The following is a 14021-nucleotide window of genomic DNA, read 5'->3' on the forward strand; positions in this document are numbered from 1 at the left end:
ACGGAACGACCGGTGCGGCTTCACCGCCGGGCCCAGGCCTCCGCGAAGTCGCACCGGAGGTCGGCCCACCGGCGCTGTGCCTCCGGGGTGGACCCGGGGTCGTCGCGGAGGCCCGCCTCCGCCGCCACCCAGCCGTCCCAGAGGCCGCCCGGTGCGACGAAGCGGTCGGCGTACGAGGTGCCGAGCCCGGCGTCGAGGCGGAGCAGGGCCCCGAGGGCCTCGGGCTGGTCGTAGCGGAGTTCGGTACGGGGCAGGTACCGGTCCAGGTAGGCGGCGAGGAGCTCGGCGTCGGCGCGGGTGCCGAGGCGGGCGAGGGCGAAGCAGTAGCCCGCGCCCGCGTAGCAGACCTCGCTCGCCAGGAGCAGTTCGCCGAGCGGCTCGCGGAACGAGTCCCGCCGGTCCATCCCGATCAGCCACGCGGCGGTGAGGCGTGACCGCCACTCGTAGGCGAGGAGCGCGTGCAGTTCCGCGTCGGTGACCGCCACGGCGTCCTTCGCGAGACGGCGGGCGAAGCGGCGCCTCGGCGGGCGGCCGGGCAGCAGGAACCCGCCGCTCATCAGCTCCATGTAGCGCGGCCGACCCTTGTCCACCGGGGTCACGTACCGCTCCACGACGTGGCGGTGGCCGCTGTCGCCGGGATCCCGCAGGACGACCCGGCCGGCGGCTCCCGCCACATGCGCCTCGATCCCGGTCACCGTGCGTTCGCCGCTTCCGCTCATGGGCTCAGTCTCCCCGGGAACAGCGCCCACGGCCACCGTGTTTGTTCACGTATCACCGTCCGACGCACGGCCGGACCGCCGCCCGGTGACGAGGTGTCTCCCTCCTACCGCGCCAGGCCCGTCTTCGCGCCCGCCCCGCACAGCGGCACCACCGTGAGGCCGGGGCGGGGCTCGGCCGCCTTGACCGCCGCCCAGCAGGCCACCCCGGTGGCCTCGACGAAGAGGCCGCGGCCCGCCAGGTCCCGCTGGGCGGTGCGGATCTGGTCCTCGGTCACGGTCAGGAACGTGCCGCCCGACGCGCGTACGGCCCGGAGGATCTGGTGGGCGCGGGGCGGTGCCGGGATCGCGATGCCCTCGGCGAGGGTGGGGCGGGCGGGGGCGGGCGCGGTGATCTCGTCCGCGCCCGCGTGGAAGGCGGCGGCCAGCGGGGAGACGGCCTCCGCCTGGACCGCGACGAGGGCCGGCCGGGTGTCCACGAGCCCGTGGCGGTGCAGTTCTCCGAGGGCGAGCGCGGCGCCGAGGAGCAGCGTGCCGTTGCCGACGGGGACGACGATCGTGTCGGGGAGCCGCCCGCCGAGCTCCTCCCAGAGCTCGTACACGTAGGTCTTGGTGCCGTGCAGGAAGTACGGGTTGTAGACGTGCGAGGCGTAGAAGGTGCCGGGTTCGTCGGCCGCCTCCCGGGCGGCCCGGGCGGTGGCCTCGCGGTCGCCGGGCACCTCGGCGACCCGGGCCCCGTGCGCCCGGATCTGCTCAAGCTTCTTGGGGGACGTGCCCTCGGGGACGTACACGAGGGTGTCGAGGCCGGCCCGCGCCCCGTACGCGGCGACGGCCGTGCCCGCGTTGCCGCTGCTGTCGGCCACGACCCGGTCGAGGCCCCCGGCACGCGCCAGGCGCAGGGCGTGCGCGGCGAGCATCACCGCGCCCCGGTCCTTGAAGGACAGCGTCGGCATGAGGAAGTCGAGTTTGGCCGAAACCGACTCCGTGAGGGGGACGAGGGGCGTGCGGCCCTCCCCGAGGGTCACCTCGGGCCCGTACGGCATCGGCGGCAGCGCCTCCTCGTAACGCCACAATGAATTCACACGTGACGCGAGTGACGGGAGGGAGACCGGCGCACTCGCGAACTCCAGGTCCCAGGGGCCGCGGCACTTCGGACAACACCAGGTGAGCGCGTCCGTGGGCGACTGGACCTGGCAGCGGGAGCACACGTAGGCGGTCATGTCGGTCAGCATGACAGCCGTGTGGCGCGGGTGTTACGGCTCCGTCGTGACCCTTGTGAGATTCCTATGGATCCGTCAATCTTTCGCTCGGCAGCCGGACATGCGGAACGGCGTGGACATCTCGCGTCGTCTTGTCATGTCCCTGCCATACCCCCACAGTGACGCACCACCAATGAGGAGGACTCCCCACATGTCAGTGATGCGTGAGTCACGTCGCCGAATAGCCACGGCCGCGGCCATCGCGGTCGCCGCCCTCGCCCTCGGCTCCGCCGCCACCCTCCCGGCCGCCGCCGCACCGGCCGCCCCCGAGGGTGTCATCGAGAACGCCGGAGCCGAAGGCACCATCGCGGGCAGCTACATCGTCACCCTCGACGAGTCCGCGCAGGCCGAGACCGCCAAGGGCCGGGCGGTCGCCGCCAAGTTCGGCGCGAAGATCGAGCGGACGTACACCTCGGCGATCAACGGCTACGCCGTCGAGCTCTCCGAGGCGCAGGCGCGGAAGCTCGCGGCCGACCCGGCCGTGAAGTCCGTCGTGCAGAACCGCGTCTTCACGATCGACGCCACGCAGCCCTCCCCGCCGTCCTGGGGCCTCGACCGGATCGACCAGCAGGCCCTTCCGCTGAACCAGAGCTACAGCTACCCGGACTCCGCGGGCCAGGGCGTCACCACGTACATCATCGACACCGGTGTGCGGATCTCCCACAGCGACTTCGGCGGCCGCGCCTTCAACGGCTACGACGCCATCGACAACGACAACACCGCCCAGGACGGCCACGGCCACGGCACCCACGTCGCCGGCACCGTCGCGGGCACGTCGTACGGCGTCGCCAAGAAGGCGAAGATCGTCGGCGTCCGCGTCCTCGACAACTCCGGCTCCGGCACCACCGCGCAGGTCGTGGCGGGCATCGACTGGGTGACGCAGAACGCCGTCAAGCCGGCCGTCGCCAACATGAGCCTCGGCGGTGGCATCGACTCGGCCCTCGACACGGCCGTGCGCAACTCGGTCGCCTCGGGCGTCACGTACGCCGTGGCCGCGGGCAACTCCAACGCCAACGCGTCCAACTACTCGCCGGCGCGCGTCGCGGAGGCGATCACGGTCGGCTCCACGACCAGCACCGACGCCCGCTCCAGCTTCTCCAACTACGGCTCGGTCCTGGACATCTTCGCCCCGGGCTCCTCCATCACCTCGTCCTGGAACACGAACGACACCGCCACCAACACCATCTCCGGCACGTCGATGGCGACCCCGCACGTCGCGGGCGCCGCCGCCGTCTACCTCGCCGGCAACCCGACGGCGACCCCGGCCCAGGTCTCCACGGCCCTGACGACCGCCGCCACCCCGAACGTCGTCACCAGCCCCGGCACCGGCTCCCCGAACCGGCTGCTCTTCGTCGGCGGCGGTGGCACCACCCCGCCGCCCACCGGCCCGAAGTTCGAGAACACCGCGGACTACGCCATCGCCGACAACGCGACCGTCGAGTCCCCGGTCACCGTCAGCGGCGTGACGGGCAACGCCCCCTCCGCCCTCCAGGTGCCGGTGAACATCGTCCACACCTACATCGGTGACCTCCAGGTCCAGTTGATCGCCCCCGACGGCTCGGCGTACACGCTGAAGGCCTTCGGCACCGGCGGCAGCGCGGACAACATCAACACCACGTACACCGTGAACGCCTCCTCGGAGGTCGCCAACGGCACGTGGAAGCTGCGGGTCACGGACAACGCGAACGCCGACATCGGCAAGATCGACACCTGGGCCCTGCAGTTCTGAGCCGCCCCGGTAGCTGAACGGTGAGGGGCGGTCGCCTTCGGGCGGCCGCCCCTTCGGCGTGCCCGGGTCCGGCGGCCCTTGGGCGTGCCCGGGCCGTGGGGCGGATCCCCGGTCGCGGTGCGGACCCCCGGTCGCGGTGCGGGGCGGGTGACCGCGTACGATGCGCGACCGTTCGTTTGTTCGCACAAGACGCCCCAACAGGAGCACGTCACCCGTGGAGCCGACCCCGCCGCCCCAGCCGTCCCCCACACCTCAGGGGGCCCCGCAGCAGGGCTGGCCCGCCCCCGGCCCGTACACCTCGCCGGGGATGCCGTACGCGGCCGGTCCCTACGGGCCGCCCGGCCATCCCGGTGCGCCCGGCGTGCCCGGTCCCGGTCCCTACGGGCAGCCGCGGCGCACCACCAACGGCCTCGCCATCGGCTCCCTCGTCTCCGGCATCGTCTGCTGCCTCCCGCCCCTCGGCCTGATCCTCGGGCTGATCGCCCTCCCGCAGATCCGGAAGAGGGACCAGACGGGCAAGGGGCTCGCGATCGCGGGCATCGTCCTGTCCGCCGTCAGCTGCCTGCTGCTCGTCGTCGGCCTCGTGACCGGCTCCTTCGGCTCGTTCCTGAACAGCTTCAAGGAGGGCATGGACGAGGCGGCGCGCACCAAGTCCCCGTTCTCGCTGCGCACCGGACAGTGTTTTGGTGACGACGGCAAGCTGGAGGAGTACGCGACGGACGTCGAGATCGTCGACTGCGCGAAGCCGCACGACGGCGAGGTCACCGGCACCTTCAAGGTCACCGGCCACGACAAGTGGCCCGGCGAGTCCACGATCGACGAGCTGGCGGAGAAGCGCTGCGAGACGATCAACTCCGCGTACGCGCTGGACACCTGGGCCGTCCCCGCGGACGTCTGGCTGTTCTACTACATGCCGAGCCGCGAGAGCTGGCGCCTCGGCGACCGGACCGTGACCTGCGCGTTCGCCAGCGAGAAGCGGTCCTTCTCGGGTTCGGTGCGGTCCGACCCGGCCACCCTCACCGCCGACCAGGAGCACTTCCTGAAGACGGTCAACCCGATCGAGACGGTCAGCTACCTGGAGCCGGAGGAGGACCCGGACGAGGACTTCGCGGCCAACAAGGCGTGGGCCGGGGAGATGCTGGCGGCGATCGACGCGGCGCGCGGCGGCCTGAAGCAGCACTACTGGCCCGGCGCCTCCACGGCCCCCGTGGCGGCGCTCGGCAAGGAGCTCGACGCGGCCTCGAAGCTGTGGGGGAAGCTGGCCGGGGCGGCCGACGCGGACGCCTACTGGGAGGCCTACGACGCGGCTTGGGACGCCGTGCCCGAGGACCTGGGCGCGAAGGCGCGGACCGGGCTCGGCCTGACGGGCACGCCGCCGGTGCAGGAGAGCACGAGCGGCTCGGTCTGAGCCCGGCGGGAGGCACGCGTACGCGCCTGCGCGCGTATGCGTGCGTCCGCGCCGACGCGTGAGAACGGGGCCGGGTCTCCCTCGGGAGGCCCGGCCCCGTCGTGCGCGGACCGGAGGCGGTGGCCCGGCGAGCGGCGGCCCGTGACCGGCCGCCGCTCCCCGGGGCGCACCGCGGGCGGGCGGGGTCGGTCCGCGGTTCGGGGGGCGCCTCAGCGCCGGGTGAGACCCCGGTCGATCGCGGTGATCAGCTCACCGTCGGGGGTGTCGCCGTCGAGGGACCAGACCATGGCGCCGCCGAGACCCTGCCGGCGGACGTACTCCGCCTTGGTGCGCAGCACGGTGGGGTCGTCGTAGGTCCAGAGGGTGGTGCCGTCGAAGAGCCAGGCGTGGCCGTTCCTGTGCCCGCGGTAGAGCTTGTACGTGCCGGAGTCCGCGAGCTTCTTGAGGTGCTTGTAGTCCTCGGATCCGGCCGCCCAGGTGGCGGGGGCGGGGGCGGCCGCGGGCCGGCCGAGGCCGTCGCCGCCGCCGGTGACGCCGGTCCAGCCCTGGCCGTAGAAGGGCATGCCGACCACGAGCTTGTGGGCGGGGGCGCCGCGCCGCAGCCAGGACTTCACGGTCCCTTCGACGCTCCAGTCGTTCTTGGCGAAGAGCGCGGACTGCTGGGCGGTCGTCGTCTCGCCGGAGACGTGGAAGTCGTAGCCCTGAAGGTTCACGAAGTCGAAGTCCCGCATGATCTTGGCGACTTCGAAGCCGGCGTCGATCTTGGCGGGCGCGGTGGGCACGTACGCGCTGAGGTCGTACCGCTTGCGTTGGGGCAGCGAACGCCCGTAGGCGTCGAGCTGTGTGCGGAACTCCCGTACGAGCTTGGTGAAGTTGGGCTTGTCCTCGGGGCGGATCACGTTCCCGGGGGCGCCGTCCGAGCCGGGCCACTCCCAGTCCAGGTCGATGCCGTCGAAGAGTCCGGCCGCGGCTCCCGCGCCACCGCGGGCGCCGTCGACCGGCAGGTTGCCCTTGATGTACACGTCGATGCAGGAGGCGACCAGGGCCTTGCGGCCGGCGTCGGTGCGCACCGCGTCGGAGAAGTGGGCCGAGCCGCTCCAACCGCCCAGCGAGATCATGACCTTGAGGCCGGGGTTCGCCGCCTTGAGCTCGCGCAGCTGGTTGAAGTTGCCGGCGAGGGGCTGCTCGGCGGTGTCGGCGACGCCGTCCACCGAGTTGGCCGCGTCGACGGGGCGCGCGTAGTCGGCCCACGGGTCGGAGCCGGGGACGTTGCCCATCAGGCACTTGCCGTTCGAACCGACGATGCCGAAGGCGTAGTTGATGTGGCTGAGCTTCGCGGCCGTACCGCTCGTCTCCAGGTCCTTGACCTGGAAGTTCCTTCCGTAGATGCCCCATTGGGTGAAGTACCCGATGCGCTTCAGGGAGTGGGTCGGCGCGTGCGAGGAGTTCTGCGGCGGGGGTTGGTGCGCGTCGGCGGTGGGGGCCAGAGTGGCGAGGAGGCCGAGGGTGGCCGCGGCGGCGGCGCCGAAGGTCAGCTTGGTCAGGGCTCTGGGGCGCATGGGCTCGTTCCTGTGCGAGGCGGGATGGCGCGTTGCGGGATGGAGCGTGCGAGGTGGAGCGCGCGATGGAGCGTGCGAGATGGAGCGTGCTGGCAGGAACGTATTGGTCTGGACCAATAGAGGTCAAGGGGTGCGGCGCGCCTACTCGTGGTGACCGTGGGTAGCAATACCTGTCACCAGCCTGTCATCACTTCGAGTGAAACTTTGGCCCATGCTTGCGAATCGCGACCCACGGTTGTCAGTCTGTAGCTGTCAGTCAACCTGAGGGGAGTGTCCAGTGACATTCGGTGAGCAGCCCGCCTATTTGCGCGTGGCGAGCGATCTGCGGGAGAAGATCGCCAACGGCTCGCTTCCGCCGCACACCCGTCTCCCGTCGCAGGCGCGCATCCGCGAGGAGTACGGGGTGTCGGACACCGTCGCGCTGGAGGCCCGCAAGGTGCTCATGGCCGAGGGGCTCGTGGAGGGCCGGTCCGGCTCGGGGACGTACGTGCGGGAGCGCCCGGTGCCGCGCCGGATCGCCCGCTCCGGCTACCGGCCGGTGTCCGGCGCCACGCCGTTCCGGCAGGAGCAGGCGGCCGAAGGGGCCCGGGGGACCTGGGAGTCGAGCAGCGAGCAGGAGCCGGCCGCCGCCGAGGTGGCCGCCCGGCTCGGCATCGAACCGGGGGAGCGGGTGATGCGCACGCGGTACGTGTACCGGGACGGGGGTGAGCCCATGATGGTCTCCACCTCCTGGGAGCCGCTCGCGGTCACCGGCCGGACGCCCGTGATGCTGCCGGAGGAGGGCCCGTTGGGCGGCTGCGGTGTCGTCGAGCGGATGGCGGCCATCGACGTCGTCGTGGACAACGTGGTGGAGGAGGTCGGCGCCCGCCCCGGCCTCGCCGAGGAGCTCCTGACCCTCGGCGGGGTGCCGGGCCATGTGGTGATGGTCGTCGAGCGGACGTACTACGCGTCGGGGCGGGCCGTCGAGACGGCGGACGTCGTGGTCCCGGCCGACCGCTACCGCATCTCCTACCACCTGCCGGTCCGATAGACACGGCGTGCAGGGCCCTCGGGGGGCGCCCTGCCGACCGCTGAGCGGGCCTGGCTGTCCGGGCCGCGTGACCACGAGTTAACGGCGCGTCAGGCCGTGTAACCGACCGGCAATCGCGGACCGCGACGAGTCGTCATGCCCGGCTCCTACCTTCCTGCTCCGTACCCGCGATCCGGTCGGACGACAGGAACCCTCATGACGGACACCGTCACCACACCCACCCCGGAGCCGGGTGGGGGCACCTCCCAGGCCCTTGAGGCCCTGGGGGAGGTCGCGCCGCCGCCCGGGCCCCGCCGCAGCTACGCCAAGCTGGCCGCCGACGAGAGCCGCGAGGACTACTCGCTGCGCTACGCGCCGCACTCCTTCCGGCGCTGGTCGCCCGCCACCGTGGCCGGCACGGCCCTCGGCGGCATCGCCTACCTCGCCGACTTCGCGATCGGCGCCTCGATCGTCTTCACCTACGGCTTCGGCAGCGGTCTCGCCTCGATCCTCACCGCCGCCGCGATCATCTTCCTCACCGGCATCCCCATCGCCCGCGCCTGCGCGAAGTACGGCCTGGACATGGACCTGATCACCCGGGGGGCCGGCTTCGGCTACTTCGGCTCGACGCTGACCTCCCTCATCTACGCCTCCTTCACCTTCATCTTCTTCGCGCTCGAAGGCTCGATCATGGCCCAGGCCATGCACCAGGCCGTCGGCCTGCCGGTCGAGATCGGCTATCTGGTCACGACGCTGATCGTCATACCGATCGTCTTCCGCGGGATGGGCGCGCTGGCCAAGGTGCAGGCCTGGACCCAGCCGATCTGGATCATCGGCATGGTGCTGCCCTTCGCCGTCCTCGCCTTCGAGGCCCCCGACGCCTGGGGCGCCTTCGGCTCCTTCGGCGGTACGGAGGGGGCCGGCGCGGGCTTCTCGTGGATCGGCTTCGGCCTCGGTACGGGCGTCGCGCTCTCCCTGATCGCGCAGATCGGCGAGCAGGCCGACTACCTCCGCTTCATGCCCGCGAAGACGGAGACCAACAAGCGCCGGTGGGACCTCGCCGTGCTCGCCGCCGGACCCGGCTGGGTCGTCATCGGCGCGGCCAAGCAGCTCGGCGGCGCCTTCCTCGCCTTCGTCGCCCTGGAGGCCGTCGGCAAGACCCACGCCCTGGAGCCGATCGCCCCGCAGATCGAGGCGCTCAAGCCCTGGCTGGGCTCGTTCGCCCTGCCCGCCGCCGCGCTCTTCGTGATCGTCTCCCAGATCAAGATCAACGTCACCAACGCCTACAGCGGCTCGCTGTCCTGGTCGAACTTCTTCTCCCGCGTCACCCACCGCCACCCCGGCCGTGTCTGGTACATCTTCCTCAACCTCGCCATCGCGCTGACGCTGATGGAGATGAACATGTTCGCGGCCCTCAACAAGCTGCTCGGGTTCTACTCCAACGTCGGCATCGCCTGGATCGTGGCCGTCGCCGCCGACCTCGTCATCAACAAGCGGGTCGGCTGGAGCCCCCCGTACATCGAGTTCAAGCGCGCCTACCTCTACGCCGTGAACCCGGCCGGCTTCGGTGCCATGGTCATCGCCTCGGTCGTCTCGATCCTCGCCTTCTTCGGTCTCTTCGGCAGGTACGCGGAGGCGTTCTCCACGTTCATCGCGGCCGGTCTGTCCCTCGTCCTCTGCCCGCTGATCGCCTGGGCGACCAAGGGCCGCTACTACCTGGCCCGCCCGAACCCGGTGGCCGCGGCGGTCGCGGCGGCGACCGTCGACGAGCGGGCGACCCACACCTGCGCGGAGTGCGAGACCGCGTACGAGCTGCCCGACATCGCCGACTGCCCCGTCCGGTCCGGGCCCGTCTGCTCCCTCTGCTGCTCGCTCGACGCCGAGTGCGGCGACGTCTGCCGCAAGGACCCCGAGGGTGCCGGCAGCCCCGTCCTGATGCCGGTGCCGACCGTCCCCCGGGCCGCCTCCGAGGCCGCCCCCGGGGCGTGACCTTCGGCCTCCCTCCGTCGGTTACCGGCCGATCCGTATCTCTTTGTGAAAACACATATCCGCTGTGTAAAGGTCAGGCGTAAGCTCCGGCATATGCGGATTGCGGTTTCCCGGAGATCGTTGGAGATGCCCGGACCGGCGGAGGGAGAAGCCTGATGAGCGACAGTGGCGTTGTTCTTCCCTGGCTTGTCATACGGCAGGACGACAACGGCAACCGCTACCGCGTGGGGCGGTACGCGACCAAGGACGAGGCCCAGAAGATCGCGGACAGCCTCGACGACCGCGGCCACAAGCAGCTCTACTGGGTGGAGAGCATCGGCGGCCCGGCCCTCTGAGCCGGACGATCGCCGTCCGGCCCGGGCTACGCTCGCGCCCATGACGGAACGCACCACCGACCCCAGCGCACCCCACGAGCGCCACCACGGCACCGACCCCGGTGTCGTGGTCGTCGTCGCGGGAGCCGTGTACGACCGGGGGCGCCTGCTCGCCGCGCGCCGCAGCGCCCCCGCCGAACTCGCCGGCCGCTGGGAACTCCCCGGCGGCAAGCTCGAAGCGGGCGAGAGCCCCGAAGAGGCCCTGGTCAGGGAGTTGCGCGAGGAGCTCGGCGTCGAGACCGAACCGGGCGAGCGCATCCCCGGCGAATGGCCGCTGAAGCCCGGATACGTCCTGCGGGTCTGGACCGCCCGGCTGCTCTCCGGCGAACCGCGCCCGCTGGAGGACCACGACGAGCTGCGCTGGCTCGCCCGGCACGAGCTGGACTCGGTCGACTGGCTCGACCAGGACCGCCCCGCCGTCGCCGAGGCCGCCCTGAGGCTGCCGAGGGCCCCCGCCGACGGAGCGCGCGACTGAGTCTCTACGCCGTTCGTGCCACCGTGCGCCCGCTGCTGCGCCCGGCACGATATCCCGCCCCGAATATCGGGTATGTGCAGATTGTCCCCTTGGAATGGGACGTGGGCCTTCCTGCGGACACACGGCTGGGGAAGTGATCGGGTGTGATCGACACCGACGGCGACTGTGCCGAGTGGCACTTCCCGGCAGAGGCCAATGCCGTGCGCACCGCCCGCCATGCGGTGCGCGAAACCCTGAGGGCCTGGGAGCTCGACGCGGCCCTCGGTGATGTGACCGTCCTGCTGGTCAGCGAGCTGGTGACCAATTCGCTGCGGTACGCCTCCGGACCCATCGGTGTACGTCTCGTCCGCCCCCGCCTCGACGGGGCCGACCCCGTCCCCCACCCGGCGCTGCTGGTGGAGGTTTCGGATCCGCTTCCGGATCCTCCGATGGAGAGGCCCGCCGGACCGGAGGACGAGGGGGGCCGCGGACTCAGTCTCGTGGCCTGTTCCGCACGGCGCTGGGGGACCCGTAAGGGAAGGACGGGCAAAACCGTATGGTTCGAGCTGGCTCTCCCTGGTGAGTAAACAGGGTGGGACAACGATCACCGGTACTCGGTCCGAAACGAACGAGACCACCCTGTGATCGTGAACGTCGTGCCGTCGGGGCCTGCGGTATTGAATACTGCGGGAATGGCCGGTCCGGTGCGGTGAGCTGGAGGGGACGGTCGCGTGAGCGAGATATCCGAGACGGCGAGCGGCGTCATGTGGCAGAGCAGCCCGCCCGGCTCGATCTATGACTACATCCGGGTCGCGTCCTTCTCGATCGGGCCCGACGGGCTCGTCGAGCAGTGGAGCAGGCGAGCCGTGGACCTCTTCGGCGTCACCGCCGAGGAGGCCAGGGGCAAGGACCCGGTCGAGGCCTTCATGCCCGCCGACCTGCGCGAGCGCGGTCACCGGCGGGTCAAGGAGATCCTCGACGGCAAGGAGTGGACGGGCCTCGTCCCCTTCCGTGTGCCGGGTGAGGAACGGCCCCACGGCATCGCCGAGATGTACGTCATGCCGAGCGAGACCCAGTCCGGGGAGCGGGCCGCGCTGTGCATCGTCGTCGACGTCCGCGCCCTCCGCCGTATCGAGACCGACCTCGCCGCCTCCCAGGCGATTTTCGGTCAATCTCCCTTCGGGTTCCTCCTCTTCGGTACGGACCTCACCGTGAAGCGGGCCAACCAGCGCTTCGCCACCGTCTTCGGCGGCTCGGCCGACGACCACCGCGGCCGGACCGTCCACGACTACCTCGCCCGGTCCGAGGCCGACCGGATGACCGCCGCCCTCCGACGGGTCCTGGAGACCGGCGAGTCCGTCACCGATTTCCAGATCGTCGGCGCCGCACCCGGCGCCAGGGACCGCCGCCACTGGTCCATCAACCTCTACCGGGTGCACAGCGGCTCCGGCCGCCCGATCGGCGTCGCGGGCCTCGGCATCGACGTCACCCGCCGCCACAACGCGGCCCGCGAAGCGGCGAGCGCCCGCCGCAACCTCGCCCTCCTCAACGAGGCCGGCGCCCGCATAGGAAACTCCCTCGACCTGGAGGCCACCGCCCGCGAGCTCCTCGACGTCGCCGTCCCGGGCTTCTGCGACCTCGCCTCCGTCGACCTCTACCAGGGGCTGCTGACCGGGGACGAAGCGCCGCCGGGCCGGTGGGGGAGCTCCCACGACGTCGGCTACGGGGCGGGCAGCGCCGAGCTCCGCAGGGTCGCCTTCGCCAGCGCCGTCTCGGACACCCCCCTCAGAACCGACGAGGGGCACGGGCCGGGCGGCGGCTGTTGCGGACCCGTACCGATCGAGGTCGGGGCCGTCCACCGCTACCCCTTCAACTCGCCGTGCGCCGGGGCCCTGCGGACCGGCAGGATCCGGACGGTGCCGGGAGCCGAGGGCGAGCTCGTCCAGTCCACGCTGGTCGTCCCCATGGTCGCCCACGACACCGTCGTCGGACTCGTCCAGTTCTCCCGGACCAAGGGCAGCGAGTCCTTCGGGGAGCGCGACCGGGCCCTCGCCGTCGAACTCGCCGCCCGCGCCGCCGTCTGCATCGACAACGCCCGCCTCTACCGCCGCGAGCACGAGCGGGCCCTCATCCTCCAGCGCAGCCTGCTCCCGCCCGGCGACCCCGAGGCCGCGGGCCTCGACATCGCCTGCCGCTACCTCCCCGGCACCGCCGCCACCGAGGTCGGCGGCGACTGGTTCGACGTCATCGAACTGCCCGGCCACCGCACCGCCCTCGTCATCGGGGACGTCATGGGCCGGGGCCTGCGGGCCGCCGTCGCCATGGGCGAACTGCGCACCGCCGTCCGCACCCTCGCCCAGCTCGACCTGGAGCCGGCCGAAGTCCTCTCGCACCTCGACGAGATCGCCCGCGGCCTCGGCGCCCCCATCGGCACGCAGCAGTCCCGCACGCACAAGTCCCGCGGCCCCGAACTCTCCGAGGTCTACCTCGCCACCTGCGTCTACGCGGTGTACGACCCGGTCACCCGCCGCTGCACCTTCGCCAACGCCGGCCACCTCCCGCCCGTGCTCGTCGAACCGGGCGAGGAGGCCCTGCTGCTCGACGTGCCCCCCGGGATGCCGCTCGGGGTCGGCGGCGAACCCTTCGAGGAGGTCGAGGTCGAACTGCCGGAGGGCGCCCTCCTCGCCCTCTACACCGACGGGCTCGTCGAGTCCCGCGACCATCCCCTCGACGAGGGGCTCAGCGCCTTCCGACGCGCCCTCACCGACCCGGCCCGCCCGCTCGAAGACGTCTGCGACCGGGTCCTGACCAGCCTGGACACCGGGCACGGCGAGGACGACATCGCCCTTCTGATGGCCAGGATCCAGGGCCTGCCCATCGAAGCCGTGGGCGACTGGCGGCTGCCCAGGGAGCCCCGCTCGGTCGGCCGCGCCCGCGAACTGGCCCGCGCCCAGCTGAAGGGCTGGGACCTCGAACCGCTCATCGACACCGTCGAACTCCTCGTCAGCGAGCTCGTCACCAACGCGCTCCGCTACGGCGAGGGAGAGATCCGGCTGCGCCTGCTGCGCGACCGCACCCTCGTCTGCGAGGTCTGGGACGCCGGCCTGGTCCAGCCCCGGCGCCGCCGGGCCAGGGACACCGACGAGGGCGGACGCGGCCTCCAGCTGGTCGGGCTGCTCAGCTCCTCCTGGGGATCCCGCCGCACACCACGCGGCAAGACCGTCTGGTTCGAACTGGCCCTGCCCGACGGCGAGGGAACGGCCGAACCCACGGTCGAACAGCTCCTCAGCATGTTCTGACCGACGCCACCCACGGCGGGCGGCGCACCACACCGCCCGCCCGAGCCAGGACGGGACCCTGAGCCAGGACGGGACCCCGAGCCAGGACCGGACCCCGGGCCAGGGCAGGACCCCGAGCCAGGACGGGACCCTGAGCCAGGACGGGACCCCGAGCCAGGACCGGACCCCGGGCCAGGACCAGACCCCGGGCCAGGACCAGACCCCGGGCCAGGACCGGATCCCGAG

The 14021-nt window shown here is 72.0% G+C and carries 11 protein-coding genes; 8 read left to right on the plus strand and 3 right to left on the minus strand.

Features of this window, described 5'->3' with window-relative positions:
- Positions 1-20 precede the first annotated feature (20 nt).
- The gene (locus tag OG361_RS25850) at positions 21-719 is read right to left on the minus strand and encodes a DUF6000 family protein (RefSeq protein ID WP_405857216.1); all 699 of its coding nucleotides are present in this window, start codon (positions 717-719) and stop codon (positions 21-23) included.
- Between the two features lie 104 nt (positions 720-823).
- Positions 824-1948 (minus strand): pyridoxal-phosphate dependent enzyme, encoded by a 1125-nt coding sequence (locus tag OG361_RS25855; RefSeq protein ID WP_405857218.1) that lies wholly within the window; start codon positions 1946-1948, stop codon positions 824-826.
- Between the two features lie 178 nt (positions 1949-2126).
- Between OG361_RS25855 and OG361_RS25860 the strand changes: the two genes are divergently transcribed.
- A complete protein-coding gene (locus tag OG361_RS25860) occupies positions 2127-3704 on the plus strand; it encodes a S8 family serine peptidase (RefSeq protein ID WP_405857220.1) in 1578 nt (525 codons plus the stop codon).
- A gap of 214 nt (positions 3705-3918) precedes the next feature.
- Complete coding sequence (locus tag OG361_RS25865; protein WP_405857222.1) at positions 3919-5112, plus strand: septum formation family protein; 1194 nt, start codon at positions 3919-3921, stop codon at positions 5110-5112.
- 209 nt (positions 5113-5321) lie between these two features.
- Here OG361_RS25865 and OG361_RS25870 read toward each other — a convergent pair whose 3' ends face one another.
- A complete protein-coding gene (locus OG361_RS25870) occupies positions 5322-6671 on the minus strand; it encodes a glycoside hydrolase family 18 protein (protein WP_405857224.1) in 1350 nt (449 codons plus the stop codon).
- 277 nt (positions 6672-6948) lie between these two features.
- Here OG361_RS25870 and OG361_RS25875 point away from each other — a divergent pair, with 277 nt between their 5' ends.
- The 6 genes from OG361_RS25875 (at position 6949) to OG361_RS25900 (ending at position 13796) form a co-directional block, all read left to right on the plus strand.
- Positions 6949-7701, plus strand: coding sequence for a GntR family transcriptional regulator (locus tag OG361_RS25875; protein WP_384558247.1), 753 nt, complete (start codon positions 6949-6951; stop codon positions 7699-7701).
- Between the two features lie 195 nt (positions 7702-7896).
- Positions 7897-9669: a purine-cytosine permease family protein gene (locus OG361_RS25880; protein WP_405857226.1), complete on the plus strand. Its 1773-nt coding sequence runs from the start codon at positions 7897-7899 to the stop codon at positions 9667-9669.
- A 155-nt stretch (positions 9670-9824) separates the two neighbouring features.
- Positions 9825-10004, plus strand: a complete 180-nt coding sequence (locus tag OG361_RS25885) for an SPOR domain-containing protein (protein ID WP_384558252.1) — start codon at positions 9825-9827, stop codon at positions 10002-10004.
- A gap of 40 nt (positions 10005-10044) precedes the next feature.
- Positions 10045-10518, plus strand: a complete 474-nt coding sequence (locus tag OG361_RS25890) for a (deoxy)nucleoside triphosphate pyrophosphohydrolase (protein WP_405857229.1) — start codon at positions 10045-10047, stop codon at positions 10516-10518.
- A gap of 143 nt (positions 10519-10661) precedes the next feature.
- Positions 10662-11084: an ATP-binding protein gene (locus OG361_RS25895; protein WP_405857231.1), complete on the plus strand. Its 423-nt coding sequence runs from the start codon at positions 10662-10664 to the stop codon at positions 11082-11084.
- A gap of 177 nt (positions 11085-11261) precedes the next feature.
- Positions 11262-13796 (plus strand): SpoIIE family protein phosphatase, encoded by a 2535-nt coding sequence (locus tag OG361_RS25900; protein WP_405862439.1) that lies wholly within the window; start codon positions 11262-11264, stop codon positions 13794-13796.
- Positions 13797-14021 lie beyond the last annotated feature (225 nt).

The sequence above is a fragment of the Streptomyces sp. NBC_00090 genome, from assembly GCF_045160815.1.
GTDB lineage: Bacteria > Actinomycetota > Actinomycetes > Streptomycetales > Streptomycetaceae > Streptomyces.